The organism is Streptomyces sp. HNM0645, assembly GCF_030056615.1.
Classification (GTDB): Bacteria; Actinomycetota; Actinomycetes; order Streptomycetales; family Streptomycetaceae; genus Streptomyces; species Streptomyces marianii.
The window spans coordinates 1-26,586 of sequence record NZ_JASHLT010000050.1 but is presented as its reverse complement, the minus strand read 5'-3'; the positions used below and the strand labels follow the sequence as shown (position 1 = coordinate 26,586).

The window sequence follows — 26,586 nt, the reverse complement described above, 5'->3', positions numbered from 1 at the left end:
GAAGGAGAGTTCCATGCCCCCCACCGCCGGCCCGCAGGACGGCCCGGCCGTCGTCCTGGACGCAGTGCACAAGCGCTACGGCTCCGTGCAGGCCGTCGACGGCGTGTCCCTGACCGTCCCACGGGGTGAGTTCTTCGGACTGCTCGGGCCCAACGGCGCGGGAAAGACCACCCTCGTGGAGATCATGGAGGGCCAGCGCCGCGCCGACTCGGGCACCGTCGCCGTCCTCGGCCACAGCCCCTGGCCGAGGAACCCGGCACTCCTCACACGCGTCGGTGTGCAGACCCAGTCCTCCGCGTTCTTCGTCCGGCTCACCGCCCGGGAACATCTGCGCACCGTGGCCGCCCTGTACCGCAGGGACGACGCCGCCGCCGAGCGCGCGCTGGCCTCCGTCGGACTCACCGAGCAGGGCGGCACCCGCGTCGACGACCTCTCCGGCGGGCAGCGGCAGCGGCTCGCGATCGCCTCCGCCCTCGTCCACCAACCCGAGCTGATCTTCCTCGACGAGCCGACCGCGGCACTCGACCCGCAGGCCCGCAGGGCCCTGTGGCAGGTGCTGCGCGACCTCAAGGGCGCCGGCCGCACCATCATCTACACCACCCATCACCTCGACGAGGCCGAGGAGTTGTGCGACCGGGTGGCGATCCTCGTCGACGGCCGCGTCGCCGCTCTGGACAGCCCCGGCCGGTTGATCGAGCAGGGCAGCCCCACCACCCGGCTGCTCGTTCCCGCCGAACGGCTGGACCTGGAGACCGCCCGGGGCATCCCCGGGGTCGAACGGGCCGCCCTCGAAGGCGACTCGGTGGTCCTGGAGACGCTCGACGCAGGGAGCGTACTCGCTGCCGTCGACGCCCTCGCCGGACTCCGGGGCGTCCGTACGCGCACCGCCGGGCTGGAGGAGGTCTACCTCCAGCTGACCGGCGCGGCCGACCCCGGAGCGTAGCCCCGCCCGCACACCCCGAGCCCCCTCCGGGCCATCGCCTCCCGCCGGCGCTGACCGCCGGCCACGAACCACGGAGACCTTCGCCATGAGCGCCTACGCCGCGCTGACCACGGCCGGATACCGGGCCTACACCCGGGACCGGACCACGCTCTTCTTCACCTTCGCCTTCCCCCTGCTGTTCCTCGTCGTCTTCGGCCTGATCTTCAGCGGTCAGGACGTCGAGCAGAGCGGCCGCCCGTACATCGACCACATCGCCCCCGGCGTGCTCGCCTGGGGCGTCGGCAACGCCGCCGTCTTCGGGGTCGCGTTCGTTCTGATGCAGTGGCGCCGCGACGACATCCTGCGCCTCATCCGGATGACACCGACGCCCGTCTCCGCGGTGATCGCCTCCCGCTACGTGCTGGCGGTCGCCGTCGGAGTCGTCCAGGCCGTGCTGTTCGTCGCCGTGGCCATGCTGCCGTTCTTCGGGCTGGGCGTCTCCGGCAGCTGGCCGCTGGTGCTGCCCGTGCTCGTCCTCGGCATCACGGCCTTCCTGATGCTGGGAGTGATCGTCGGCTCCTACGCCAAGACCCCCGAGGCCGTCGCCGCCGTCGCCAACTGCCTGATGATCCCGATGGCGTTCCTGTCCGGTTCCTTCCTCCCGCTGGACATGATGCCGGACTGGATGCAGAGCCTCTCCCGGGCGCTGCCCCTGCGCTACCTCAACGACGGTGTCTCCGGCGCGCTCACGGGCGGCAGCACAGGCGGCATCCTCCTCGACTGCGGTGTGCTGGCCGGTTTCGCCGTGGTGCTCGGCGCCGTCGCCGTCAGGACGTTCCGCTGGAGCGACAAGGCATGACGACCACCGCCGCGGCCCCCGCCGCGCCACCGCTGGGACGGGCCACCGGGCACCTTCAGGACGCGCTCGCCGCTCACCGCGCGGCGCTCGGCGACACCGGCCTCCCCGCACCGCTCGTCGTGCCGCTCGGTGCCGCCGACGTCCTCGGTACGGGAGCCCCCGACCCGTACGCGGCCACGCGCCCCCGGGCGAACGTCCAGCTGACCGCGCGCGCCGCCCTGATCGGGCCGTGGGGCGGCGAGCGGGGACCGGCGTGCGGCCAGTGTCTCGCCATGCGCTGGCAGCGACTGCGCAGCCGCTCCGAACGCGAGGCACTCGAACGTGGCCGACCGCCGCACGGAGCCACCGCCTGGCCGCTGCTCACCCCCTACGCCGTCGACGCGGTGTGGGCCGTCTACCGGGCGGCCCTCGGCGGACGCCTCACCCCGCCGGCCACGGCCCCGGCCGACCGCGCCCTGTGCCAGGTGACCCGCGTCGACCTCGGCACCCTCGCGACCGTGACCTTCCCCCTCCTGCCCGAACCCCTGTGCCCGTCCTGCGTCACGACGGTCCCCGAGACCGCGGACGGCGCCCGGACCACGCTGCGGTCCGCCGCCAAACCGGACCCCGGCCGCTACCGGTTGCGCTCCGCCTCCTCGTACGAGCTCCCCGAACAGGCGCTCGCCAACCCCGTCTGCGGCGCACTCGGCGCCCGCACCTGGATCAACCCCGCCTCGACCACCACCGCACCCGTCGCCGGCACCAACTTCGTCCGCGGCTACGCCGGTCTCAACGACGTCACCTGGAGCGGCCAGGCCAACAGCTACGCCGCCAGCCGCACACTGGCGCACCTGGAGGGCCTGGAACGCTACGCGGGCACCCACCGCCGCCGCGGCACCACCCCCGTGACGGCCTCGTACGACGCCCTGGTCGCCGAGGGCACCCCAGCCCTCGATCCCGCGGCCCGCGGCCTCTACGCCCCCGAGACCTATGCGAGCGACCCGCTCGTCAGCCCCTTCGACCCGGCCCGGGAGATCCCCTGGGTCTGGGGGCATTCGCTGCGCGACGACCGGCCGGTGCTCGTCCCCGCACGCCTCGCCCACTACAGCGCCGGAGTGGACGCCGACAACTTCGTCTTCGAGTGCTCCAACGGCTGTGCGACCGGCGGCAGTCCGGAGGAGGCGATCCTCTTCGCCCTGCTGGAGCTCGTCGAACGGGACGCCTTCCTGCTGGCCTGGTACGGGCGCGCCCGGCTCACCGCGATCGACCTCAGCACCTGCCGGCGCACCGCGGTCCGGGCCATGATCGACCGGGCGGCGCTGCACGGCTACGACGTCCACGCCTACGACACCACCATGGACCTCGCCGTACCCGTGGTCACCGCGCTGGCCGTCCGCCGCGACGGCGGTCCCGGGACCCTGTCCTTCGGGGCGGCGGCCGGGTTCGACCCCGAGGAGACCGTGGAATCCGCCCTCTCCGAGGTGCTGACGTACATCCCGCACCTGCCGCACCAGGTGGCCGAGCGTCGCGGCGAACTGCTCCAAATGGCCCGTGACTACACCAAGGTGCTCCACCTCAAGGACCACGCCCAGCTGTTCGGCCTGCCCGAAATGGCATCCCACGCAAGGGAGTTCCTGGAGCCTTCGGGCCTCCTGCCGCTCGAGGCGGCGTTCCGCGACTGGACGGCCTCGGTGCGGCCGCGGACCGACGACCTCCGTGACGACGTGCGCTTCCTCGTCCGGCGGATCACCGACGCCGGCCATGACGTCGTCGTCGTGGACCAGACGACACCGGAGCAGCGCCGGATGGGGCTGAACACCGTCGCCATGGTCGTCCCGGGCATCCTGCCGCTCGACTTCGGCTGGTCCCGGCAGCGGGCCCTGCTGATGCCGCGGCTGCGGACGGGGCTGCGTGACGCCGGGCGGCGCCCGGACGTACTGCCCGCGACCGAGGTCAAGGCCGTTCCCCATCCGTTTCCATGACGGCCCGTCACCCACTGCGGCACGGCCGGGAACGGGACCTCCCGGGTGCGGGGACGGCGGCGGGCGAGAGGTACGGGCAAGGCCCGCCCGCCGCGCAGGTCCCCCCGCACGCGAGCGGCCTCCCGCCCGGCGGAGGTGCCCCGCCGGGCGGGAGGCCGTGGTCCGTCCGCGGACGGCCGGCGCTCCTGGGGTCAGGCGCTGCAGGACGTGGTGCTGGTGGTGCTGGAGCAGGTCGACGTGGAGGAACACGACGTCGAACCGGCCAGGACGACCTCGGCGGCGTCCGAGTAGTCCGAGATCTCGAAGGTCTCGGACTCCAGCTCCAGGATCTCGTCGGCGAGCGTGGCGAGTTCGGGCTTCGGGGTCATGGGGGTCTCCCTCGGTGTGCGGGTCAGGCCGGCGGTTCCGGCGGTGTCCCTCGTACGGCCCATTGCAGCCGAACGCCCTTTCACCACGCCTCGGCTGTCACTGACACTTCGCTGACACCCCGTGTCAGCGGAACGCCGGACATCTGGCGTGCGGGGCGGGGACGCCGGCGGGGGAGCCGCCTTCCGGTCCTCACCGCCGCACGGAGGGACAACGCACGGAAGGGCAAGGAGATCCGATGACCGCACCAGAGGTCCCGCTTGACGTCCTGAGGGACGCCACCGCTCTCTACGTCGATCTGCACGCCCATCCGGAGCTGTCGGGCGCGGAGGCCCGCACCGCCGGGGCCCTAGCCGCCCGGCTCGAACGACACGGCTGCGAGGTCACCCGTGGCGTCGGCGGGCACGGAGTCGTCGGCGTCCTCCGCAACGGCCCCGGCCCCACGGTGGCGGTCCGCGCCGAACTGGACGCGCTGCCGGTACGGGAGCGCACCGGCCTGAGGTACGCCAGCACCGTTCCCGGCGTCATGCACGCCTGCGGACACGACCTGCACACCGCGTCGGTCGCCGGTGCCGCCGCGCTCCTCGGCGCCGACCGCGGCTCCTGGCGGGGCACGCTGGTACTCGTCGGACAGCCCGCGGAGGAGACCCTCGCCGGAGCCAGGGCGATGCTCGACGACGGCCTCTACGACCGCTTCGGTATCCCCGACGCGGTGCTCGCCCAGCACTGCGCACCGCTGCCCGCCGGGTCGGTGGCCCACGGGCGGGGCCCGCTGATGTCCGCCGGCGCCACCCTCGACGTGGTCGTCCACGGCCGCGGCGGACACGCGGGCACCCCGCACCTCGCGGTCGACCCGGTGGTGACCGCCGCGTCCGTCGTCGTACGGCTGCAGACGGTGGTGTCCCGCGAGACCGCACCAGGCGAGCGGGTCGTGCTCACCGTCGGCTCCCTCCACGCCGGGGACCGGGCCAATGTGATCCCCTCCGAAGCCCGGCTGTCCGTCTCCGTCAGGGCGTTCAGCGACGCCTCCCTGACCAGGGTGACCGACGCCGTCCAGCGCGTCGTACGCGCAGAGTGCGCCGCCTCCGGATGCGACCGGGAACCGGAGATCACGGTCACGGCCGCGTCGCCCGTGCTCGTGGCCCACGCGGACACGGCGCACCGGGTGCGCCGCGCCCACGAGGAGGTCTTCGGGGCGCACCGGGTGAGCGACTGGCCGGGCTCGACCGCCACCGAGGACTTCCCCCACTACGCCGCGGGCGGAGTACCCGTCGCCTACTGGATGCTCGGCGCCACCGGCGCCCGGCAGTGGCGCGCCGCGAGGGACGGCGGCGAACCGGTGCCGGCCAACCACGCGGACACGTTCGCCCCCGACGTACGCACGGCCCTCCCGGTCGGCATCACCGCGATGGCCTCCGCCGCACGCAGTCTGCTCGGCAGTCCTGACGGGCAGGAGGGCCTACGGCGATGAGCCCCGCCCGGCCGGACTGCGTGGACGTCGTCACCGTGCGCGACGACCGCTCCACGCCCGCGGGCGAGACCACCGTCATCCGGCTGCTGGGCCTCCTGCCGGGGGCCTGGACGCGCCTGCCAGAGGTCCGTGCCGACCGCATCCGGCTGCGGATCGCCCTCGACACGGCCACCGATCCGCGCGGTCAGCGGCGCCGTCAGCCGGGCCCCGGCGGACTCGGGGCTGCGCGGCTGGTCTTGCGACCGGGACTGAACCACAGGGCCGGGGCACGACGGCGAAACGGGCGCGACGGACCGGTCCGAACGGGCCCGGACCGGACCTCCGCAACTGGACCCCCGCCGACGGACCGGACCGGACGGAACCGGCAGCCGGGCCTCGCCACCGACCGGACCCGGGGGGAGTCGGCCGGTCCGAAGGCGCCCGGCCGCGTTCCGCGGTCACACCCAGCCGCGCTCCCTCGCGAGCAGCGCCGCGTGGGCCCGGTTCACCGCACTCAGCTTCTGCATGATGTCCGCGACATGGCGCCGATACGTCCGCACCGACACGCCCAGCTCCCGCGCCCCCACCTCGTCCTTGCCCGCCGAGCACATCGACAGCAGCACCCGCCGTTCGGTACCGGTCAACCGCTCCCCGGCGTCCTCCGGCCCGGCAGCGGCGGTCAGTTGCTCGGCCTGGGACCAGATCTTCTCGAACAGGGCGATGATGTTCGCCACCAACCCGTTGCTCCGGGCCAGCAGCGCACCCCGAGCCGTGTTGCGCGGATCGACGGGCACCAGCGCCGTATGGCCGTCGTACACGAGGATCCGCTCGTTTATGTTCTCCGCCACCCTGATCATCGCGCCTTCCGCGACCAGTTCCCGCAGATAGCCCGCGGTCGGCGGATTGTCGAGCGCGGCTCGGAGTACGACGTTCCGAATGCGCACCCCTCTGCGCAGACAGCGCGTGTCGAGTGGCCTCGACCGGGCGATGTTCTCGGCCGACAGTTTGGTGTACGGCTCGACCGACAGGATCTCGTCCCGGGCGAAGAACGCGAGGTCCTCGATGCGGTTGCGGATGTCGTCCAGACCGTGCAACTGCTCGATGCCCTGCGGCGCCATCCACTCGCCCTGCTCGGCCCGCAGACCCTGGATGACGTGCCGGGCCTGTGTCACCCGCTGCAACTCCTGGTGCAGCGCGTGCAGTCGGGCGTCCGTGAGCCTGGCCACGGCGACCTCGGGGTCCGCGGGAGTGATACGGCCGTCGGCTCCCGTGGGGTGGATCAGACCGAGCCGGCGCAGCCGCTCCAGGCACTGCTCCGGGTTCTGCCCCCGGCTCGGCCCGTCCTTGTGCGCGAGCGCGTGCAGGTCCTCGATCGTGGTATCGGGGTTGCGCAGAAAGTGCCGGTAGAGCTCTTCCTCCGCGGCGGACACGCCGAACACGGCCATCTCGTTCTCACGCAACTCGCCCTCGGTGTATGAGTTCGGTCGGCCGGGAAGGGATGGCCCCCGGCTTCGTACCACCGAAGGTTATCCCGCATACCAGGCATCCGGCCGTCCTCGTCCCGCACCCGTTCTTCCCGCCGCACGGGTGACTTGACCGGACGCCTCGGCTCCGGACGCGGCCGGTGGTTCCCACCGGTGCGCCGGTACGGGTGCCGCGCCGTGCGGGCAGCCGGACGACGCTCCCGACTTCCCGCGCCCGGACTCGTACTCGGGTGCGTGAGGCATGAAGGGCGGGGAGTCGGGCCGCCGTCGCGGCCGCGGGAGGGGCGGCCCGCCTCGCACGGTGATCGGGCACGGGAGCAGCAGCGGCCGATCGGCCCCTACGCCCTCTCCCGGGCGGACGGCCTGCGCGCCCAGCAGGACCCGTCGCAGGCCGGAGGTGTGCGTCAGGACGGCCGCATCCGCCGTATGGTCCTCGTCGCCGACGTCGGAAGCGGCCCTGCGGCACGCGGACGAAGCGCGCTACGCCGCCCGCCGTCCGCGCCGGCGGCCCATCGCCCGCGAGCGTCCGACGGCCGTTCCGCAGGCCCGGTACGGCTCGCGCCGCCACCGGGTGTGGAGGCCCGCCGAGGAACACGGCCCGCCGCCTCGTACCGGCAGGTCCCCGGCCGTGGCCCGGCCGGAGACGAAACGTGTCGTCGGCCGTCGGAGTGATCGTGGACGGACCGCGGCGCCGCAGCGGCCCGGCGATGGGCCCCGCGAGCACGATGGACGCTCCGCACCCCGGTCAACGCCACAGCGGAGTACCCACAGGAGGACCTCGTGACCACTCAGCCGTCCGGCTCCGAAGCGCCGTCCGCTCGCTACGACGACCTGCGCGCCCTCTTCGTCAACTGCACCCTGAAACGCTCGCCCGAGACCAGCAACACCCAAGGTCTGGTCGAGAGAAGCCGCACCCTGATGGAACGCCAGGGCGTCCGCGTCGACGTCGTACGCGCCGTCGACCACGACATCGCCACCGGGGTGTGGCCGGACATGACCGAACACGGCTGGGAGACGGACGCCTGGCCCGCGCTCTACGAGCAGGTGATGGCGTCCGACATCCTCGTCCTGGCCGGTCCCATCTGGCTCGGCGACAACAGCTCCGTCATGAAACAGGTGATCGAGCGGCTGTACGCCTGCTCCAGCCTGCTCAACGACAAGGGGCAGTACGCCTATTACGGACGGGTCGGCGGCTGCCTGATCACCGGCAACGAGGACGGGGTCAAGCACTGCGCCATGAACGTGCTCTACAGCCTCCAGCACCTCGGCTACACCATCCCGCCGCAGGCCGACGCGGGCTGGATCGGCGAGGCCGGGCCGGGGCCCTCGTATCTCGACCCCGGTTCGGGCGGACCCGAGAACGAGTTCACCCATCGCAACACCACGTTCATGACGTGGAATCTGCTGCACCTGGCCGCGCTGCTCAAACGTGCGGGCGGCATTCCCGCGCACGGCAATCAGCGCACGGAGTGGGACGCGGGGTGTCGCTTCGACTCCCCGAACCCCGAACACCGGTAGATCTGGCGAGGAGGGCTTCCGCCGAAGCGCCGGATGCCGTGGTCAGCTGCGCACCGTGCCAGCGCCCCAGCTCCCAGGCTTGGACCGGCCCGTCGCCGGGCCCTCCTCGCTCGAATCATTGCATAGGACAAACCGCAATGCCAGAGCCGTGCGAACCGATTGGAGGGCATTGTTCCGCCCGGGTGCCGCCCTCACCGGCGCGGGGCGACGGACTTCTCGACCTCCGCGAGCGTGGCTCCGTCCACCAGGCCGGTGTCCTCCTGGACCTCCATGTGGTGCAGGACCGTCTGGTTCGCCTGCCGTGCAAGGCGGCGGATCAGGTGCCGGTCGCATCACCGACGCCGGACGAATGCCCGTATCCCGCCCCCGTGTTCTGGCCGTATCCGCCCGGAGGCGCGACCCCGGCGGGGGACGGCGCGGCCGGCGTGTCGCCCTCGCCTCCGCGGGTCACGATCAGGACGGCGGCGATGACGGCGCACACCGCGACGACGACACCGACGGTCCGCAGGGGGATCCCGGACTCGGCCGCACGTCGGCTCGGACTCATGATGCCTTCCGGATCGGCATGGTGTTCGTTCTCGTTCACGTCGCCGGGAGCTCTTGTGGTGGCTGGCACGGCACGCAGCCGGCAGTACGGACACGGGCTCCGTTCCGTTCAGTCGTTCGCCGCGGTTTCCGCCGGACGCTGCAGTGGAGGGGAGTTCCCGAGGCCCGACACACCGGGCACGGCCCGGCGGCCCGGGCGCGTGACCGCGGTGGCCGGGGCGGCGCACGGTCACGGTCGGGGCGAGGTACGGCGGGCCGACGGGGCAGGGTAGAAAAGGGGGTATGGCCGACAAGGGGGAGTCCGCGGAGCGCTTCGACGACGTCGAGGCGGTGACACGCGCCGTACTGACCGCGTCCAGGCTGCTCGTCGCCGTCTCCGCCCAGTCCCTGGCGGCGGTCGAGGAGCGGGTGACGCTGCCCCAGTTCCGACTGCTGGTGGTGTTGTCCATGCACGGGCCGGCCAAGCTCGTCGTGCTCGCCGAGCGTCTCGGAGTCAATCCCTCGACGGCGATGCGCATGATCGACCGGCTGATCGCGGCCGGCCTCGCGGACCGCCGTACGAACCCGGCGAACCGGCGCGAGACGGTGCTGCGGCTGACGGACGACGGCCGGGTCCTCGTCGAGGACGTCACCGGTCGCCGACGGCGGGAGATCGAGACGATCGTGACGCGCATGGCCCCTGCCCGGCGCGCCGCCCTGATCGACGCGCTCACCGCCTTCAACGAGGCGGGACACGAACCGTGCGCACCGGCCGCGGACAGCGCGATGTACCCGTTGGGCTGGACGGACGCGCCGCTTCTGCGGGGAGGTTGACACACCGGGTCCCGGAGACGGCCGCGCCGCGGCCGTCTCCGGGACCCGGTGTGGAGCACCCCGGTGGCGGTGGGTCCCGCGCCGAGTGGAAGGCGCTCGGCGCGGGACCCACGGGTGCGTGGCCAGACGGGCCGCGAAGCCGGCCGCGCGGCGGCCGGTCCGCTCCTTCGGCGCGCGCCGAAGGCGTCCTCCCGGTCCGCGGCGAGACGCGCGAGCCCGGCGGACCACCTCGCCCCGCCCGCCGGGTCAGCCGCCCAGACCCTCCGCGGCCGTCTCGATGTCCGCCGCGAACGTGCTGACCTCGGTGTGGACACCGGGCTTGCCCGGGCGGGCGCAACCCTCTCCCCAGCTGACGATGCCGACCTGGGTCCAGACCCCGGCCTCGTCCTTGCGGAACATGGGACCGCCCGAGCCGCCCTGGCAGGTGTCGACCCCGCCGGTGTCCAGCAGGCCGGCGCGCTCCCCCGTGGTGTTCACGGTGTCGGCACACGATGGACGCAGTCTGTCCACGCGGTGACGGCCATCCCGTGGAAAGCTCCGTGTTCGAACAACTGTTGCTTTGCGCCGGCGTGTACGAGAGTGATCCGCCGGTCGCCCGAACAGGGAGAGGACACCCCCCCCACATGTCCACCCACCGCCTCAAGCGCCGGAAACCGTGGCAGCTTGCCGTCGTCGCCGCGGCAGCCACCGCCATCGCCGCTCCCGCGGCCGCGATGGCCACCCAGCCGCCCCCCGCCTCCACTCCCGCCCGGACCGCCGGAGCGGTGGGCGCGTACGACGACACGTACTACAAGGACGCGTTGGGCAAGTCCGGTCCGGAGCTGAAGGAGGCCCTCCACGCCATCGTCAGCGACCAGACCCGGCTCACCTACGACCAGGTCTGGGACGCGCTGAAGGCCACGGACGAGGATCCGGAGAACCCGTCGAACGTGATCCTGCTCTACAGCGGCCGGTCGCAGAGCAAGGACACCAACGGAGCCGGAACCGACGACTGGAACCGGGAGCACGTATGGGCCAAGTCCCACGGCGACTTCGGCACGGACGTCGGTCCCGGCACCGACATCCACCATCTGCGCCCCACCGACGTCACCGTCAACAGCACCCGCGGCAACAAGGACTTCGACACCGGTGGTGAGGAGGTCGAGGAGGCCCCCGGCAACCGTGTCGACAGCGACTCGTTCGAACCGCGCGACGAGGTCAAGGGCGATGTCGCCCGCATGATCCTCTACATGGCCGTCCGCTACGACGGGGGCGACGGCGACCCCGACCTCGAACCCAACGACAGTGTCGACAACGGTTCCGCGCCCCACATCGGCCGGCTGTCGGTGCTGAAGCAGTGGAACGAGCAGGACCCGCCGGACGACTTCGAGAAGAACCGCAACCAGACCGTGTTCGACGAGTTCCAGCACAATCGGAACCCGTTCATAGACCACCCCGAGTGGGTGGACGAGATATGGGGGCAGTCCTGAGTCCTGGTGGCCGGTGAGCGCCGATCGCCGGTGAGCGCCTCTCACCGGTGAGTCGCCTCCGTCCGACGGGCTGTTCTTGCCCCGGACCGTCGCCGCCCCGGTCCCGCCTGCGCCGGGCCCTTCGACGCCCGGCCCGGCGGGAGGGGGCGGCACGCTCGTTGGGAGCGGACGGTGCCCGGCGCGCGTGCGGGTCGGGCACCTGCGCCGCGGTCACGAAGCGCCGTGATTGACGAGGTAGTCCGCGCGCCCGTCGTCGTCGACGTCGAACGGGCCGGGCGGAATGATGCAGAACTCGTTCCCCTCCGGATCGGCCATCACCAGGAAGCCGCCCGACGCGTACCGTTCGAGCAGCCGACCGCCCAACGCTTCGACGCGCGCCTGCTCGGCGGCCGGGTCCGGTGACGTCACATCGAAGTGGAGGCGGTTCTTGACGGCCTTCGCCTCGGGGACCCTCTGGAGTCCCACTCCCGGCCCGGCGCCCCGCTCGAGCCACACATAAGGTCCCGTCCTCGCCGCGACCGGCCTCCCCAGGAGCTCGCCCCAGAACACCGCCAGCCGTTCGGGGTCCGCGCAGTCGATGATGAGGTCCCTGATCGTCAGTTGGGTCTTCGGCACATGGTGATTCTGGCAGACGCCTCACACCGGGATGCGGCGGGCGATGAAGCGGCCGACGCAGTTGCGTTCGGCGATGACGGGCAGGAGGCACAGACCGATGAAGCCCGTGCCCGCGAACAGGGCCGACTGCAGATAGAGCTCGTACAGGCCCGTGCCCTCGCGGATGAGCTCGTAGCAGCTCGTCGCCATCAGGGCGCCGAGCACACACATGGCGGAGAACATCAGCACCAGGAGGGCACCGCCCAGCGCGTACGGCCAGTTGCGGTTCCGGGCGGAGTCACGGGCACCGATCGTGGCGGCGGGCTTTCCGTGCTTTCCGGGCTGTCCGCGCTCTGCGCGCTCTCCGGGCGACGGCGCGGCGGCCGCGGCGGGCCGTCGCGGGACGCCGGGGCCGCCGACGCGAACCTCTGTGCGGAAGTTCATCGACGTGTACATGAGCCGTTCACCTGCAGTCATCGCGGTCCGGGGAGTCGGAGGCAGAGGCGGTGGCCGCCGCGTCGTCCGGTGCGAGCGCCTCTGATTCCAGTAAGACCGAACGGACGGCTGCTGTCCCGAAACGGGAATTCGGGGCTTGACACCACCGGCGGTCGTGCTCCGCGCACTCGCCGATCGGTCCAGGAGCGCACGGCGACACCGCGGACGCGGAGCGTGAGTGAGAGCGGGGCAGGGGAGGGAGTCCAGGCCGTGCCCGCGTGTTCGCGGCCGCTCGGAGCAAACCGCAGGCCGTCCGTCGGCGTCCTTGCGGGTATGCACACGATCTTCGGCGGAATGCACCAGCTGCTCAGGTTCGGGATGCTGCAGGCGAGGTGCTGCGCGTTCGCCGTGGCACTCCTCGGCGGCATCGCGGCATCCCGGTTGCTGCCGGAGCTGCCCGTCGCCCGGTACGACCTGGTTCTGGGCTACGGCCTGCTGCTGACCTTCGTGGCCAGGCGCCTGGGCTGGGAGAGCAGACGGGACACCCTCGTGATCGTCGCCTGCCATGTGGTGGGTCTGCTCTTCGAACTGGTGAAAGTGCGCATGGGTTCGTGGAGCTACCCCGAGGCGGCGGTCACCAAGATCGCCGGGGTGCCGCTGTACGGCGGGTTCATGTACGCGGCCGTCGCGAGCTACCTCTGCCGTGCCTGGCGCCTGTTCGATCTGCGCTTCACCGGCTACCGCGCCACGGCCACCGCGCTGGTCGCGGCGGCCGTCTACGTCAACTTCTTCTCCCACCACTGGCTGCCGGACTTCCGCTGGCCACTCGCGACGGCGATGGTCGCCGTCACCGCCGGAACCTGGGTCGGTTTCACCGTCGGCCCCCGGCGGTACCGCATGCCCCTCGCCGTGTCCTTCGTCCTGATCGGTTTCTTCCTCTGGGTCGCCGAGAACGCCGCGACCTACGCGGGCGCCTGGAGCTACCCGCACCAGCTCGGCGGCTGGGAGCCGGTGGCACTGACCAAGTTCGGCGCCTGGGCGCTGCTGATCAGTGTCACGTTCGTGCTCGCCGAACGTCTGAGGAGGGTCGGCGGGGGAGATCGGTTGACGAGTCAACCGATCTGAGTTTCTGAGGGCCCGAGAACCGCAGGGCACCGACCCGGGAACCGCGAGGCACCACCACGAGGACGTGGAGGCCCCGACGAGCGGAATCCGCCGTCGGGGGTACATATCCGTCACACCCTCGTCGAGGAGGACGGCCCATGAGCGGTGAACGCGTTCCGGATGCGGGCAGGCGGCCCGACAGCCGGGAGGAGACGGAGGACGAACGGGCTGACCGCCGGTGGCAGGAGCTCGTGCAGGAGATACGCGTCGTGCAGACGGGCGTCCAGATCCTGTTCGGCTTCCTGTTGACCGTGGTGTTCACCCCGATCTTCCAGCGGCTGGAGCAGACCGACAAGACCATCTACATCGTGACGGTCATCCTCGGATCCCTGGCCACCGGGGCCCTCGTCGCCCCCGTCGCCTTCCACCGCATCGTCGCCGGGCGGCGGATCAAGCCGCAGACCGTCACATGGGCCTCACGCCTCACCTTCACCGGGATCGTGCTGCTGCTCGCCACCCTGATCGCCGCGCTGTTCCTGGTCCTGCGCACGGCGACGCACGACGGCTTCGTGCCCTACCTGGTGGCCGGCGTGCTCGCCTGGTACCTGCTGTGCTGGTTCGTCCTTCCGTTCTGGGCCCGCACGCGCTACACCGCGGACTCGGCCGTCGCCGACGACGACGCGTAGCCCCGCGCTCGCCGCACCGCCGACCTCGACGGCGCGCCGGCGGCTCACAGCGTGCCGGCCGCCGCCGCGGACCGAGATGAACGCCGAGCCCGTCGGGACCGTATTCCCGGGCACGATCCCCGGGAGGTCCGCCCAGCGATGCCTTTCATCCACCGCACACCCGCGGCCGCCGTCGCGCTTCTCGTCGGCGCGCCGCTCGTCCTCGTCGCGGTCGCCGCCGCCCCCGCCGCCGCCCACGGCGCTCCCACGGATCCCGTCAGTCGGGCGGTCGTCTGCGGCCCCGGGGACGGCCGTACGGAGTCGGCCGCCTGCGCCGCCGCGGTGGACGCGGGCGGGCGCGCGGTGCTCGAGGAATGGGACAACATCCGCGTGGCCGACGTGGCGGGCGACGACCGCCGGGTGATCCCCGACGGGAAGCTGTGCAGCGCGGGCATCGGGGCCTACCGGGGTCTCGACGCCTCACGCGCCGACTGGCCCGTCACCCGTGTGGAAACAGGGGACCGGTTCGCCCTCACCTACGCGTCCACGATCCCGCACCGCGGCACCTTCAGCGTGTACCTCACCAAGGAGGGTTATGACCCGCGTACGGCGCTGACCTGGGACGACCTGGAGCGCGAACCGTTCCTCACGGCCACCGACCCGGTGCTCCGGGACGGGGCCTACCGTATCGAGGGCTCGCTTCCCGCCACCCGGACCGGCCGGCACGTGCTCTATACGATCTGGCGGAACTCCGACACCCCCGACACGTACTACTCCTGCTCCGACGTGCTCCTGACCGGCACCGGTACCGGAGCCCGTTCCGGCGGCGATTCCGGCGGCGATTCCGGCGGCGGCGGAGACGCACGGGACGACGACACGGGGTCCGGCGCCTCGGGCGCCCCGGCCCCCCAGGACCGGCGGGCGACACCGGGCGCCGGCACTGGGACGACGGACGAGAAGTCGCCGGCGGTCGCCGCCTCATCGCCCTCGGGGAGCGCGGCGGCGCCCGGGACGGCCCCGGTCGCCGAGACCCCCGGCGGACTCCCCGCCACGGTCGCGGGAGCGGTCGCAGCCCTGGTGCTCGCCGGCGTGGCCGGAGGCTACTACCTGCACAGGCGCCGCCCGTAGAGTCCCGGCCGTCGGGGTGCGCCGGTCCACCGGGGCCGACGGGGACCGGCGCACCGGTGCCTCGCCCGTCCGATCAAAGTTCGAGTGCACCGCGTGCGGCTTCATCGCGAACGCTGGCCACGTAGGCGCGCTCAACGTGCTCACCAGGGCCGGGCTGGTCCTCTGCGACGGTGCTCAGCCACCGACGCAGGGAGCCCGCCGCTCCAGCGGTGGGCGGGGTCATGCTCCTGCACCTCCACCGAGTCGGAGGCCCGAGGACACCGCCAAGGGCCACGGCCCAGGCCAAGGCCGTCCGCGCGCCTCCACGACGGCTCCGGGGCCCCGAGCGCCCGTCGGCCGGGGCCGGGGCCGGTCTCGGGGAGAGGCCGCGCGACTCCGCGGGGCGTATGCGGCATCGGGTTGACGTCCCGCCCGTGACGTCAACCCTCACCGCCGTCGCCGCCGCGGCCGCCCGCGCCGCTGGCCTCGCAGCCGATGCCGATACAGAGTCCGCCGTCGCCCCCCGTCCCGCCGGAGCCGCCGTCGCCCTCACCGGCCGCGTCGCCTCCGCCCCCGCCGTCGCCACCGGTGACGCTGCCGTGGCAGATGCCCGCGCAGATTCCGCCGTCGCCACCGTCGCCACCGTCGCCACCGTCCTGGCCGGAGTCGCCGGTGGTGCCGTTGCCGCCGTTGGCGCTGCCGTTGCACAGACCCGCGCAGAACCCACCGTCCTCGCCCTCCGGGCCGTTGGCGCGGTCGTTGCAGTTGCCCACGCACGCCCGGTCGCCGACCTGGACATTGCCGTCGTCGCCCAGTTCGATGTCGAAGGGACCGCCACCGTCGCCCGCGGGCAGACGTGCGGCAGCCTGTTGTGCCGTCGGCACCCCGGACTGCGGGGCCGCCGGTGCAGCCATCGCGGCGGGGGCCACCACACCGGCACCGAGCAGCCCGGCCGCCACCACCAGACCGAGCCGACCGGCCCAAGAACCCACACTTTCGAATCGCATGAGTATCCCCTTTCTCCGGAGAAGCGCCGTCCCTCGATCCCGCACACGGTTCCGTGCCGCGGTCTTTCCCCGTCGAGTGAAGCGAGGGAAAACCGAAGGGAATCGGAAGGGCCGGCTGTGTTGTGTGCATCAAGTAGGCCGTGCCGTGCCCGGTGCCGTCACTCCGCGAGAATTCGGAACTTGACGCTTTTCTCGACCGGCGGTAGGGGCGGCCGTGCCAGGGCGTCGAAGCGAATCGCCGGCGTGCGCGGGAGTGCGCGGCCCTTGCGGGCACGCGGATGCCCCGGTCCGGTCAGGACCGGGGTGCGTGCGGCTCCACGACAACGGCCGGCCCGCCCGGGCCACTTGACCCGGGCGGGCCGGCGGCGCCGAACCGTCCCTGCCTTGCGCGCTCGTCCTCTCCGGTCCCCGAACCGGGTACCGCTCGCCCTGCGGTAGGGGGCGGAGGACGGCCGCCTACTTCATCAGGGCTGCCCAGTCACCGTCGAGGACCTGTTCCTTCCAGGATTCGACCTCCTTCTTCGAGACGCCGTACTTCTCGGCGACCTCGGCGGTCGTAGCCTCGTCGACCAGCAGAGCAACCACGATCCGCACCTTGTCCACCACCGAAAGCCCGTCCTTCGGCTTGTCGGGCAGCTCGCCGAAGTCCTCGAAGTCCTTGAGGTCCTTGAGGTCCTTCAGGCCCTCGAGGCCTTCCAGGCCCTTGAGATCCTCCAGGTCCTTGAGGTCCTTGAGGTCCTTGAGGTCCTCGGGATCCGCACAGCCGGGCCGGCCGGGCTTGCCCGGCTCACCAGGCTTGCCGGGCTCGCCTCCCTTGCCGCCCTCCCCGCCCTCGCCGCAGTCCTCGGCGGACCGGCTGCCGAGGGCCGCGGCATCGACGGAGAGGCTGGTGCCCCGTACGGGACTCTGCGGCGCCTGAGCGGCGCACGCGGTCCCGGTCGCGACAGCCATCGAGGCCACCGCCAGAACGATCGAACGTTTCCAGAGTTTCCTGGACATTGGGGGATGCTCCGTTCCAAGACAGGTGAAGACGGGGGAGGGTGGGGGATTTCAGAACAGGAGAAGCGGTGCCGCCCCCGTTCCGCGCAACGGGTCACACCCGGGGTGGAGGCCGGGCCGGCCTCCACCCCGCACGGCGGCCACGGGTCGCCATGGGTGGTGAGGGCGATCAGAAGATGCTGATGCCGCCGTCGCCGCCCGCACCGCCGTCACCGGCCGGGCCGAAGACGCTGTCTCCGCCGCCACCGCCGCCGCCCCCTTCGCCGCCGTCACCGAAGACGCTGTCTCCGCCGTCGCCTCCTCCACCGCCTTCGCCGCCCTCGCCGAAGACGCTCTCTCCTCCACCCCCGCCTCCGCCTCCGCCGCCTCCGCCGCCGAAGACGCTGTCACCACCGTCACCGCCGGTGCCCCCTTCGCCGCCGTCACCGAAGACGCTGCCACCGCCGGCACCGCCGGAGCCGCCGGAACCTCCGCCGCCGAAGACGCTGTCGCCACCGGCACCGCCGGAGCCGCCCGCACCACCGTCGGTGACCAGCGCCGCGGGCGCCACGGGATGGGCCGTCGCCGGGGTCGCGGCGGACGCGGGGAGGGCCACGGCACCGGAAATCGCGGCAGCCGAGGCGAAAATCACCGCCAGGCGGAAACCTCGTCGCCTGGGACGTTCCTCGTTGTGGTTGTGAACGATACGGGTCATCGAAGTACTCCTTCTTGTGCCGAGAACGAGTGGCCTCCCCGGTCGGTCCGGGAGGAATTCCGGAGCGGAGGATCGCCGGGAATCCCGGCGTGTTTCGTTTCCGCTGCGGTGTGCTGGGCCTCCCCGTCCGGTGAGGCCCGCACCACAAGTAGGCAGGAGCGAAGGGAGCCCGGTCTCGTTCCGAACAATCGGGACTTGACGCAATCCGAAGGGCTGGGTAAAAGCGGCGACCGGCGACCTGGCGGATGTCTGCACCGGGACGAGGGGGCCTCGAAGCCGGCCGTGACGAGTTGAGGCCGGGGCGCCCGTACGGGGCTCGGCGCCGCCGGGCCCTGGTGCTGCCGGCGAGGGACCGGCACGGCCGGGCTCTGCACGCGGATCCGCGGGGCGCGGGCTGGGCGATGACGGCACGGCGGCGCACCGCCGGTACGACGGGTCCTCGGTGCCGTCGCCGGGAGTGACGGCCTCCGACCCGGGACCACCTGGTCGGAACCACGGGTTCGGTGGCGGCAGCGTGCCCGTCTCAGACGACGCCCAGGCTGGCGTGGATGGTCTTGCCGCCGGGGGAGGGGGTGATCTCGACGGAGCGGCAGAGCCGCTGGACGAGCGGCCACCCGTGCCCGCCCGGCAGGACCTCGTCCGCGGAGCGTTTGCAGCGGGGTGCCTCGACGGTGCGGTCGGCGACGCTGATCCGTAGGGTGTCACCGCTCAGGGACGCGGTGAAGGAGGCGACGCCACCGCCGTGCCGCAGGGCGTTCGCCACGAGCTCGGACGCGACCAGGAGTGCGTCCGCCAGAACCGTGCTCGCGCCCGCAGGCGCATCCGGTTCCGTGTCCGCACATGCGTGCGCTTGTGTACTCGGGCGCGTGGCATCGCTGCCGGGCGCCCATGACAGCAGGCGCCGCACATGGTCGCGAGCGGCCGCCGCCGTGACATCCGGCTGAGCCGGCCGCGTATGGTCGTCCGCGGTCATGACCACCCCCCTTCGCGCGACCACGACCCGGCCTGCTCCACGAGACCCGGGTCACGGTGCCTCCCCCGCATGTGCCCAGTCTCCCAACCGGCACACCGTCAACAACCCAGCCGCACGGCCGTATTGGGGGCGCGGCTCCGCGCCGGCGGGGCCGCGAAGGCCGCCCTCACCGCGGAAGCCGCCCTTACCGCGGAAGCCGCCCTCACGGCCGGGGGCGGCCGGACCGTCGCCGCCGGGAGCGCCGTTGAAGCTGTCGAAGCCCTGGCAGTCGGTCGAACCGGCCCCGCCGCCGTGGCGGCGGGCGAGCAGGCCCGTCCCGCACTGCTGTCCCGTGCCCGCGACGGACTTTGCATGCAGGGGGCGGCCGTTCTCCACGGACGGGACCCGCGTCCCACGATCACCGGCACCGGCACCGAAGCATGACCGCGTTTCCCGGCCGCACGTTCGAACTCGAGGTCACCGCCGACGACATCGGAGAGGTGTGCCTCCGCATCGACGGCGACCTCGACTGGGATTCGTCCGACGACCTCACCGAGGCCGCACGCCTCCGTCCGGAAGCGGACCGTCCTCCGGGCTGCTGCGTCTGGACTGCGGGAAGGTGGCCCAGTGCGACTCCATGGGGCCGGCCGCCCTGCTCATGGTCCACCGGCTCGCGGCGGCCGCCGGGACGCCTCTGCGCCTGGACCACCGGCCCGAGGCGCTCGAACGGCTGCTGGAGCTGACCGGCACCGTCGACCACGTCACCGGAGCCGACGGTACTGCGGCCGTCGCCCTGGCGCCCGGGGAACCGGACGCACAGGGCGACGGCCGGTACGGCACCGCCCGTCCCGCCCCGCATGGGCGGGACGTAGACGGCGGGAGGGCCCGGGGAAGCACCCCCACTCTGCGCGCGCTGCTCGTGAACTGGGACAATGCCCTGGTGAGCGAAGACCTTGAAGTGACCGCGACCTCGGTCGACGGCGCACGCGTCGTACAGGCCGGCGGTGAGTTCGACGCGGACGAGGCCGGGACGCTGGCTGAGGCGCTCGCCACACCCTTCGACGGCACCGCCCTCGGCGTCGTCGCCGACCTGTCCCGGGTCACCTTCGCCGACTCCGCGTTCCTCCACACGCTCATCGAGGCGCACCGGTGTCACACGGCGGCCGGCGTCCCGTTCGTGCTCGCCCAGCCCCACCCGACGGTCCAGCGGCTGCTGGACCTGACCGACACGGCCCGCTTCTTCACCATCGCCCCCACGACGACCGCCGCTCTGGACGAGATCCGGAGAGCACGCAGCAACGGCCACCACGTCCGGTGAACGGCGTACCGGAGCGGCGCACGGTGCATCGCGAGCAGAAGGCGGCGGACGTGGCGACGCAGCGAGGGGGAAGCACGACGAACGAGGCCGCCACCGGCCATGAGCAGCCGTCCGGCACGCCGAGGGGCACACGTGCAGCCCCTTCCCCACCGGGGCCCGGCACCCACGGACACCGCACCCCGCCCGTGTCGGTCGCGCACGAGCAGGGCCCCGGTACGGCCGCCGCCGCTCGTGAGCGGGTACGCGGGCTCCTCGACGGACACGCCGGGGCGCCTCTGGCGCCGCGGGTGGTCGGCGACATCCTGCTGGTCACCTCGGAACTCGTCACCAACGCGCTGCGGCACGGGGGCGGCATCGCGGCCTTCCACGCGGAGCTCGACGGCGGCACCGTCCGCATCAGGGTGACCGACCGCTCGCCCACGCCGCCCAGCACCGCGGCGCGCCGCCGCGTCACCACCCCGGGCGGCTTCGGCTGGCCCCTTGTCCAGCGCCTCAGCCGCAGCGTCACGGTCACCCCCGCCCTCGGCGGCAAGACCGTCGAGGTCGTCCTCCTCCTCACTCCCGACGGCGCCTGACCAGGAGGCTCCCCGGCGGAGGTCACCCGAGCCGGTGGCCCACGGGGGAGCCTTCCGGAACACAACGGGAACGGCCGCCGCGACGTCCGCGGCGGCCGGGTGCCGGAGGCGCTGTCAGCCCTGCCGGACCTTGAAGCGCGGCTCCTTCTTGTTGAGGACGAACGTCGTCCCTCGGCGCCTGACGACCTGGGCGCCGGGCCTGGCCTTCAGCGCGCGCAGCGACCCGTGTACCTTCATCGCTCTTCCTTCTTTCGCATGGGGGCGCGGCGTCAGCGCACTTCGCGGTACTGCACGTGCCGGCCGGCCGCGGGGTCGTACTTGCGCAGTACGAGCCGGTCGGGGTCGTTCAGCCGGCTCTTGCGCGTCACATAGGTGTGACCGGTGCCGGCCGACGACCGGAGTGTCACGACGGGGCGCCTGTCGTTGCGGGCCATCTCTTTCCCCTCTCGCGGGAGATCCGGGGGCTCCGGCGGCGGGGCTGGCGATTCGGACCGGCGGTCCGAACGTCTCCGTCGGAGTCGACAGGCACAACCGTGCCATTGCTCATGACATTCCCGTGCCGGTGGCGCGAGGACCGTCACCCCGTGGTCGGTGGCCGCGCGGTGTGGTCGGGGTGGTCGCGGGACCGGCGGGCTTCCTTCATCTCGGCTTCGTACAGATGGTCACGGCCGTCGGCGAGATCGCGCACCACGTCGCGTTCCACGTCGGCGAAGGGCCGGTAGTAGGTCCTGTTGTAGGCCTCGATGATCTGGAACGTCCAGTGCCCCGGAATCACGTTGCGGCCCAGGATCTCCCGCTCGACCACGTCGGCATGGTCGGAATGACCGGCTTCGCGGAGCAGGCGGACGGCGTTGTCCAGCTCCAGGTCGGCGCTGCCGGTCAACTGGTGGAAGGCGTAGAGATGCCCTCGCGCCCGCTCCGTGGTCTCCAGCGCCTTGGACAGTGATCCAAGCGCTTGCACGGTCTCGTCGCTCATGTGCTCGGGGCGCCGGTGGGCGGCGTCCGGTGAGTCCATGGGGTCTCGCGTCATCACGTTCGTATGCCCTCGGGTGGGCGGGGGTTAGCATCCGGTCGGCCATTTGCCGGGCCGCGCACCGCCGTCGGAGACCCTGCCGCGGTCCGGCGCGGCCTGGTCCGGCCGCGGACCGCGGGGTGCCGGTGCCGCGGCGAGTACGGCCACCCCGCCGGTGGGGCCGCCCGTGGAGGCCGAGCGGGGCGCCCGTCCGGCGGGTCCGGGCCCCGTGCCGTGCGTACGTTCCGGCTCGCCGCCGGGGCTGTCCGCGCCGGCGGTCATGGCTCGCGCCCGCCCGTGCGCGTTCGTCGGGACGCCTCGGTGGCTCGGGGCCATCCCTACCGCGGAGGGGGGAAGAGGGAGGCGGTACCGCTCAGATCGAGGAGCCGTGCCACGGCGGGGCTTCGGGCGCCGAGGGTCATGGATCTCCCTCGGTCCCGTGCGTCATCCCGCATCGCCAGGAGCACGTTGAGTCCCGAGCAGTCCAGGAAGGGAACACCCTGAAGGTCCAGCTCCAGACCGGTGCGCGACCGTCCCAGTGCCTCCCGCAGGGCGAACCTCAGCGCCGGAGCCGTGTCGAAGTCCAGCTCGCCTCGGAGCACCACCACCAGGCGCCCGTCGCTCCCGGGGTAGGTGTCCGTCGTGAAGGGCGGCGGGGCCGCCGGGGACGCCGGGGCTGCGGCAGCCGCTGCCGCCGCACCCCACGATCCGGATCCGTGTACGTACTCGTGCTCTGCCATGGCGGCCTCTCCCAAGTCCACCGGTCCTCCCCCTCCAAAGTCACTCCCGAGCATGTGACCCGTCAAGAGTTACACGAAACCCAGTTCGTGTCTTCTCTTGCGTCCTCATCGGCCATAGGATCAAGCCATGGGTGCAGTGCCAGAACCGCACAACGGGTGGACGTTCATCACCAATCACGCCCGTGTGCTCGCCGCCATCGCCGACAACTCGAGCGTGCGCATCCGGGACATCGCGGCGCACTGCCGGCTCACGGAGCGCGCCGTTCAGAAGATCATCGCCGACCTGGAGCAGGCGGGGTATCTGTCCCACACGCGTGAGGGGCGCACGAACAACTACCGCATCGAGCAGGCGAAGGTGCTGCGGCATCCGGCCGAGGCCGGGCTCACGGTGGCGGCACTGCTCTCCCTGCTCGTCGCGGACGAGGCCGACCGCGCGGTCGGCCCGGACACCGAGGCGCGCTGACCTCGCGGTCCGAGTGCCGGGCAGAGACGCCGGCGATGCGCGGCAGGAGCTCCGGGCCCGGCACGGCCGCCGCCGCGCGATCGCGGAGAGCCCCGGGCCCGTTGCCGAACCCCCGGACGGCAGGCCGGTCCCCGCCCCGTGGGGCGGCGTAGGCTGAAGACGCAGGCGCGCTCTCCGCCGTCGTCTGCCGCGCAGCAGGACTGTGGCCCTCTCGTACGTCGAGGCCGACGGGCGGACGCGAGCCTTCCCCTCCCGATGGGTCCGTCATGGCGACGCACGACTCCAGCCGCATGCTGAGCGGGTTGCTCAAGGCCTCCCACCTGGCCACCTTCGAGCAGCTGCCGGCCCTGGTGTCCGAGGGTGCCCGGCGCGCCGGCCTGGGCGACGTCCGTGTCTTCGTCGCCGATCTGCAACAGGACTTCCTGAGAGAGGTCACCGGGCGTGGCATCGACGCCGGCCTGGGCGGCCAGGAGCTGCGCATCGACGCCACCATGGCGGGCAGGGCGTTCATGACCGCCCACACGCTGTCCACCGTGACCGCGGACCGGGAGCAGCACTGGCTGCCGGTTCTGGACGGCACCGAGCGCCTCGGGGTGCTGCGCGCCGATGCCCGGCCGGACGGGGGCGGCGACGCCGCGGAGACGATGGAGGCGCTGGCGTCGGTGGTGGGTCTGCTGCTGGTGTCCAAACGTGCCAACAGTGATTCCTTCGCCCGGCTGACCCGGGTGCGTCCCATGACGGTCTCGGCCGAGATGCAGTGGACCCTGATGCCGCCCCGGACCTTCGCCAACGGCACGGTCACCATCGCCGCGCAGATGGAACCGGCGTACGAGACCGCCGGGGACGCGTTCGACTACGCCCTGGCCGCCGATGTGGCCCACCTCGCCGTCTTCGACGCCATGGGGCACGACACGACGGCAGGCCTGACCGCGAACCTGGCGATGGCCGTGTGCCGCAACCAGCGGCGTCACGGCGCCTCTCTGGAGGACGTGTGCCAGGCGGTCGAGCAGTTGCTGGTCCAGCAGTTCGACCATGCCTGCTACACCACGGCCCTCCTGGCCGACCTCGATCTGGTCACCGGCCGCCTGGCGTGGGTCACCTGCGGTCATCTGCCACCGGTACTCATCCGCGACGGCCGCTGGGTCACGCATCTGGAGTGCCCGCCGTGCCATCCGCTGGGCACCGAACTGGGAATGCCGCTCACGGTGTGCCATGAGCAGTTGCAGCCCGGTGACCGGATCGTGCTGTACACGGACGGCATCACCGAAGCCCGCGATGCCGACGGCGAGGAGTTCGGACTCGGCCGTTTCGTCGACTTCGTCATCAGGCGTCAGGCGGACGGACTGCCCGTGCCGGAAACCCTGCGGCGGCTCATTCACGCGGTCCTCGACCACCACCACGGCAAGCTCAAGGACGACGCCACCGTCCTGATCTGCGAATGGCACGGCAACCGTCACACAGCCGGGCACGCCCACACGCAGTCCCCGTCGTGAGACGGACGGGGGAGCACATCGGTCGTCGCCCCTCCGTCGGTCTCGACCGGGAGCCACCCGGTCCAGCCCGTTCGGTGCGGCCCGTTCCGTTCCCGTTCCTCCACCGGAGTCGAACCGACAGCCGCGGGGGCGTATACGGCTGTCCACCGCGCGGACGCCTGACGGCGGCTGGACTGACCGCGGCCCCTCCCGCCCGTGCGGGTTGCCGGGGGGCGGGAGGACGTTCCCGTCCCACCCCGAGCCCCGGTCATCCGCGGGGCGGAAGGACGTCCCCGGCCCCCCGAGCCCCGGTCCGCCACCGCTCGGCCCCCGTCCGACAAGCCGGGCGCGGTGCACACGAGAGACCACGGCACGGTACGCTGCCTCGTATTTTGTCGCACGACAACGGTTTCCGGACCGGTCGTGCGGCGGGGTACGGGGGTGCGCCCTCCGCCGGAGGGCCGCAGCGCTCCACCCGTCGTCGGCGGGCGGAGGCGGGTCAGGCTAACGAGGGTGGTCATGGCTGAGGCGACGGTGGGTAAGACGCGTCCGGTGCAGCGCACGGGTTCGCACGACGGGGGCGCCGTGAGGGAGCCCGAGCTGCGGCAGCTGCTGGCCGGGCTCACGGCAGTACGGGACGGGGACTTCGGCACCCGGCTGCCGGACGAGGCCGACGGTCTCCTCGGCGAGATCGCCGGTGTGTTCAACGGCATGGTCGACCAACTCTCGCTGTTCACCTCCGAGGTGACCCGGGTCGCCCGCGAGGTGGGCACCGAGGGGACACTCGGGGGCCAGGCCGAGGTCCCCGGCGTCTCGGGAACGTGGGCCGACCTGACCGATTCGGTGAACGCGATGGCGGGCAACCTCACCACGCAGGTGCGGGCCATCGCCCAGGTGGCGACGGCGGTGGCGCGCGGTGATCTGTCGCAGAAGATCGATGTGGACGCGCGGGGGGAGATCCTGGAGCTGAAGGAGACCATCAACACGATGGTCGACCAGCTCTCCTCCTTCGCGGACGAGGTCACGCGCGTCGCCCGTGAGGTGGGCACCGAGGGGATCCTCGGGGGCCAGGCCGACGTCAAGGGCGTCTCCGGCACCTGGCGGGACCTGACCGACTCCGTGAACTTCATGGCCGGCAACCTCACGGCCCAGGTGCGTTCGATCGCCCAGGTGGCGACGGCGGTGGCGCGCGGTGATCTGTCGCAGAAGATCGATGTGGACGCGCGGGGGGAGATCCTGGAGCTGAAGGAGACCATCAACACGATGGTCGACCAGCTCTCCTCCTTCGCGGACGAGGTCACGCGCGTCGCCCGTGAGGTGGGCACCGAGGGGATCCTCGGGGGCCAGGCCGACGTCAAGGGCGTCTCCGGCACCTGGCGGGACCTGACCGACTCCGTGAACTTCATGGCCGGCAACCTCACGGCCCAGGTGCGTTCGATCGCCCAGGTGGCGACGGCGGTGGCGCGCGGTGATCTGTCGCAGAAGATCGATGTGGACGCGCGGGGGGAGATCCTGGAGCTGAAGGAGACCATCAACACGATGGTCGACCAGCTCTCCTCCTTCGCCGCCGAAGTGACGCGCGTCGCCCGCGAGGTGGGCACCGAGGGCAACCTCGGCGGCCAGGCGACGGTCCGCGGCGCCTCCGGCACCTGGAAGGACCTCACCGACAACGTCAACGTCATGGCCTCCAACCTGACCGGGCAGGTCCGTTCCATCGCCCAGGTGGCCACCGCCGTGGCCCGCGGCGACCTGTCCCGGAAGATCACGGTCGAGGCCAAGGGCGAGGTCGCCGCCCTGGCCGAAGTGATCAACACCATGGTGGACACGCTCTCCGCGTTCGCGGACGAGGTCACGCGCGTGGCCCGCGAGGTGGGCACCGAGGGCCGGCTCGGCGGTCAGGCCCGGGTGCCGAACGTCGCCGGCACGTGGAAGGACCTCACCGACAACGTCAACTCCATGGCGAACAACCTGACCAACCAGGTGCGCAACATCGCCCAGGTCACCACGGCCGTCGCCCAGGGCGACCTCACCCGGAAGATCGATGTGGACGCGCGGGGGGAG

General features: G+C 72.4%; 28 protein-coding genes and 1 pseudogene. 15 read left to right on the top strand and 14 right to left on the bottom strand.

Annotated elements, in window-relative coordinates; all coding sequences use genetic code 11:
* Nucleotides 1–13 precede the first annotated feature (13 nt).
* The 3 genes from QMZ92_RS28870 to QMZ92_RS28860 all read left to right on the top strand — a co-directional run bounded on the left by QMZ92_RS28870 (nt 14) and on the right by QMZ92_RS28860 (nt 3,742).
* Nucleotides 14–943 (top strand): ABC transporter ATP-binding protein, encoded by a 930-nt coding sequence (locus tag QMZ92_RS28870; RefSeq protein WP_283300458.1) that lies wholly within the window; start codon nt 14–16, stop codon nt 941–943.
* Between the two features lie 85 nt (nt 944–1,028).
* Nucleotides 1,029–1,781, top strand: a complete 753-nt coding sequence (locus QMZ92_RS28865; RefSeq protein WP_283300457.1) for an ABC transporter permease — start codon at nt 1,029–1,031, stop codon at nt 1,779–1,781.
* Nucleotides 1,778–3,742 (top strand): TOMM precursor leader peptide-binding protein, encoded by a 1,965-nt coding sequence (locus QMZ92_RS28860; RefSeq protein ID WP_283300456.1) that lies wholly within the window; start codon nt 1,778–1,780, stop codon nt 3,740–3,742. Before QMZ92_RS28865 ends, QMZ92_RS28860 begins: the two co-directional genes overlap by 4 nt.
* 191 nt (nt 3,743–3,933) lie before the next feature.
* Here the strand turns inward: QMZ92_RS28860 and QMZ92_RS28855 are convergent, their stop codons facing one another.
* Nucleotides 3,934–4,110, bottom strand: a complete 177-nt coding sequence (locus QMZ92_RS28855; RefSeq protein ID WP_017948544.1) for a thiazolylpeptide-type bacteriocin — start codon at nt 4,108–4,110, stop codon at nt 3,934–3,936.
* A gap of 236 nt (nt 4,111–4,346) precedes the next feature.
* On the opposite strand from QMZ92_RS28855, the gene QMZ92_RS28850 reads away from it, so the two are divergent.
* Complete coding sequence (locus QMZ92_RS28850) at nt 4,347–5,579, top strand: amidohydrolase (protein ID WP_283300455.1); 1,233 nt, start codon at nt 4,347–4,349, stop codon at nt 5,577–5,579.
* A gap of 437 nt (nt 5,580–6,016) precedes the next feature.
* Here the strand turns inward: QMZ92_RS28850 and QMZ92_RS28840 are convergent, their stop codons facing one another.
* Entirely contained in the window at nt 6,017–7,018 is a 1,002-nt protein-coding gene (locus QMZ92_RS28840) for a LuxR C-terminal-related transcriptional regulator (RefSeq protein ID WP_502962159.1), read from the bottom strand.
* 804 nt (nt 7,019–7,822) lie between these two features.
* On the opposite strand from QMZ92_RS28840, the gene QMZ92_RS28835 reads away from it, so the two are divergent.
* Complete coding sequence (locus tag QMZ92_RS28835) at nt 7,823–8,560, top strand: flavodoxin family protein (protein WP_138051718.1); 738 nt, start codon at nt 7,823–7,825, stop codon at nt 8,558–8,560.
* 316 nt (nt 8,561–8,876) lie between these two features.
* Here QMZ92_RS28835 and QMZ92_RS28830 read toward each other — a convergent pair whose 3' ends face one another.
* Nucleotides 8,877–9,107 (bottom strand): hypothetical protein, encoded by a 231-nt coding sequence (locus tag QMZ92_RS28830; RefSeq protein WP_283300454.1) that lies wholly within the window; start codon nt 9,105–9,107, stop codon nt 8,877–8,879.
* Nucleotides 9,108–9,388: 281 nt separating this feature from the next.
* Between QMZ92_RS28830 and QMZ92_RS28825 the strand changes: the two genes are divergently transcribed.
* A complete protein-coding gene (locus QMZ92_RS28825; RefSeq protein WP_283300453.1) occupies nt 9,389–9,919 on the top strand; it encodes a MarR family winged helix-turn-helix transcriptional regulator in 531 nt (176 codons plus the stop codon).
* A gap of 246 nt (nt 9,920–10,165) precedes the next feature.
* On the opposite strand, the pseudogene QMZ92_RS28820 reads toward QMZ92_RS28825, so the two are convergent.
* Nucleotides 10,166–10,375 (bottom strand): annotated as a pseudogene (locus QMZ92_RS28820) (trypsin-like serine protease); the annotation flags it as partial.
* Between the two features lie 167 nt (nt 10,376–10,542).
* Between QMZ92_RS28820 and QMZ92_RS28815 the strand changes: the two are divergent.
* Nucleotides 10,543–11,388, top strand: coding sequence for an endonuclease I family protein (locus QMZ92_RS28815; RefSeq protein WP_283300452.1), 846 nt, complete (start codon nt 10,543–10,545; stop codon nt 11,386–11,388).
* A 210-nt stretch (nt 11,389–11,598) separates the two neighbouring features.
* Here the strand turns inward: QMZ92_RS28815 and QMZ92_RS28810 are convergent, their stop codons facing one another.
* Together QMZ92_RS28810 and QMZ92_RS28805 are read right to left on the bottom strand one after the other, a co-directional pair.
* Nucleotides 11,599–12,003: a VOC family protein gene (locus QMZ92_RS28810; RefSeq protein ID WP_283300451.1), complete on the bottom strand. Its 405-nt coding sequence runs from the start codon at nt 12,001–12,003 to the stop codon at nt 11,599–11,601.
* Between the two features lie 21 nt (nt 12,004–12,024).
* Nucleotides 12,025–12,438 (bottom strand): hypothetical protein, encoded by a 414-nt coding sequence (locus QMZ92_RS28805; protein ID WP_283300450.1) that lies wholly within the window; start codon nt 12,436–12,438, stop codon nt 12,025–12,027.
* 312 nt (nt 12,439–12,750) lie between these two features.
* Here QMZ92_RS28805 and QMZ92_RS28800 point away from each other — a divergent pair, with 312 nt between their 5' ends.
* The 3 genes from QMZ92_RS28800 (at nt 12,751) to QMZ92_RS28790 (ending at nt 15,314) form a co-directional block, all read left to right on the top strand.
* Nucleotides 12,751–13,542 carry a DUF817 domain-containing protein gene (locus QMZ92_RS28800; protein ID WP_283300449.1) on the top strand — a complete coding sequence of 264 codons (792 nt, stop codon included), beginning with the start codon at nt 12,751–12,753 and terminating at the stop codon, nt 13,540–13,542.
* A 137-nt stretch (nt 13,543–13,679) separates the two neighbouring features.
* On the top strand, nt 13,680–14,207 hold the full coding sequence (locus QMZ92_RS28795; protein WP_283300448.1) for a DUF6328 family protein: 528 nt from the start codon (nt 13,680–13,682) through the stop codon (nt 14,205–14,207).
* 138 nt (nt 14,208–14,345) lie between these two features.
* A complete protein-coding gene (locus tag QMZ92_RS28790) occupies nt 14,346–15,314 on the top strand; it encodes a lytic polysaccharide monooxygenase (protein ID WP_283300447.1) in 969 nt (322 codons plus the stop codon).
* Between the two features lie 419 nt (nt 15,315–15,733).
* Here the strand turns inward: QMZ92_RS28790 and QMZ92_RS28785 are convergent, their stop codons facing one another.
* The 4 genes from QMZ92_RS28785 to QMZ92_RS36125 all read right to left on the bottom strand — a co-directional run bounded on the left by QMZ92_RS28785 (nt 15,734) and on the right by QMZ92_RS36125 (nt 18,966).
* Entirely contained in the window at nt 15,734–16,300 is a 567-nt protein-coding gene (locus tag QMZ92_RS28785) for a hypothetical protein (RefSeq protein ID WP_283300446.1), read from the bottom strand.
* A gap of 456 nt (nt 16,301–16,756) precedes the next feature.
* The gene (locus QMZ92_RS28780) at nt 16,757–17,299 is read right to left on the bottom strand and encodes a helix-turn-helix domain-containing protein (RefSeq protein ID WP_283300445.1); all 543 of its coding nucleotides are present in this window, start codon (nt 17,297–17,299) and stop codon (nt 16,757–16,759) included.
* Between the two features lie 169 nt (nt 17,300–17,468).
* Complete coding sequence (locus QMZ92_RS28775; protein WP_283300444.1) at nt 17,469–17,993, bottom strand: hypothetical protein; 525 nt, start codon at nt 17,991–17,993, stop codon at nt 17,469–17,471.
* Between the two features lie 523 nt (nt 17,994–18,516).
* Nucleotides 18,517–18,966, bottom strand: coding sequence for an ATP-binding protein (locus QMZ92_RS36125; RefSeq protein WP_349307774.1), 450 nt, complete (start codon nt 18,964–18,966; stop codon nt 18,517–18,519).
* A 598-nt stretch (nt 18,967–19,564) separates the two neighbouring features.
* Between QMZ92_RS36125 and QMZ92_RS28765 the strand changes: the two genes are divergently transcribed.
* Together QMZ92_RS28765 and QMZ92_RS28760 are read left to right on the top strand one after the other, a co-directional pair.
* A complete protein-coding gene (locus QMZ92_RS28765) occupies nt 19,565–20,263 on the top strand; it encodes an STAS domain-containing protein (protein ID WP_283300442.1) in 699 nt (232 codons plus the stop codon).
* A 50-nt stretch (nt 20,264–20,313) separates the two neighbouring features.
* Nucleotides 20,314–20,838 carry an ATP-binding protein gene (locus QMZ92_RS28760; RefSeq protein WP_283300441.1) on the top strand — a complete coding sequence of 175 codons (525 nt, stop codon included), beginning with the start codon at nt 20,314–20,316 and terminating at the stop codon, nt 20,836–20,838.
* A gap of 114 nt (nt 20,839–20,952) precedes the next feature.
* Here the strand turns inward: QMZ92_RS28760 and QMZ92_RS28755 are convergent, their stop codons facing one another.
* The 4 genes from QMZ92_RS28755 to QMZ92_RS28740 all read right to left on the bottom strand — a co-directional run bounded on the left by QMZ92_RS28755 (nt 20,953) and on the right by QMZ92_RS28740 (nt 22,590).
* Entirely contained in the window at nt 20,953–21,075 is a 123-nt protein-coding gene (locus tag QMZ92_RS28755; protein ID WP_283300440.1) for a ribosomal protein bL36, read from the bottom strand.
* A gap of 32 nt (nt 21,076–21,107) precedes the next feature.
* A complete protein-coding gene (gene rpmG, locus QMZ92_RS28750) occupies nt 21,108–21,272 on the bottom strand; it encodes a 50S ribosomal protein L33 (protein ID WP_283300439.1) in 165 nt (54 codons plus the stop codon).
* 143 nt (nt 21,273–21,415) lie between these two features.
* The gene (locus QMZ92_RS28745; protein ID WP_283300438.1) at nt 21,416–21,868 is read right to left on the bottom strand and encodes a hypothetical protein; all 453 of its coding nucleotides are present in this window, start codon (nt 21,866–21,868) and stop codon (nt 21,416–21,418) included.
* 320 nt (nt 21,869–22,188) lie between these two features.
* On the bottom strand, nt 22,189–22,590 hold the full coding sequence (locus QMZ92_RS28740) for an STAS domain-containing protein (protein ID WP_283300437.1): 402 nt from the start codon (nt 22,588–22,590) through the stop codon (nt 22,189–22,191).
* A 127-nt stretch (nt 22,591–22,717) separates the two neighbouring features.
* Here QMZ92_RS28740 and QMZ92_RS28735 point away from each other — a divergent pair, with 127 nt between their 5' ends.
* From QMZ92_RS28735 to QMZ92_RS28725, 3 genes are all read left to right on the top strand, one after another.
* The gene (locus tag QMZ92_RS28735) at nt 22,718–23,053 is read left to right on the top strand and encodes a helix-turn-helix transcriptional regulator (protein WP_283300436.1); all 336 of its coding nucleotides are present in this window, start codon (nt 22,718–22,720) and stop codon (nt 23,051–23,053) included.
* A gap of 290 nt (nt 23,054–23,343) precedes the next feature.
* Nucleotides 23,344–24,546, top strand: coding sequence for a PP2C family protein-serine/threonine phosphatase (locus QMZ92_RS28730; protein ID WP_502962163.1), 1,203 nt, complete (start codon nt 23,344–23,346; stop codon nt 24,544–24,546).
* A gap of 498 nt (nt 24,547–25,044) precedes the next feature.
* Nucleotides 25,045–26,586, top strand: a 1,542-nt coding sequence (locus tag QMZ92_RS28725; RefSeq protein WP_283300434.1) for a HAMP domain-containing protein, incomplete at its 3' end; no start/stop codon positions are given.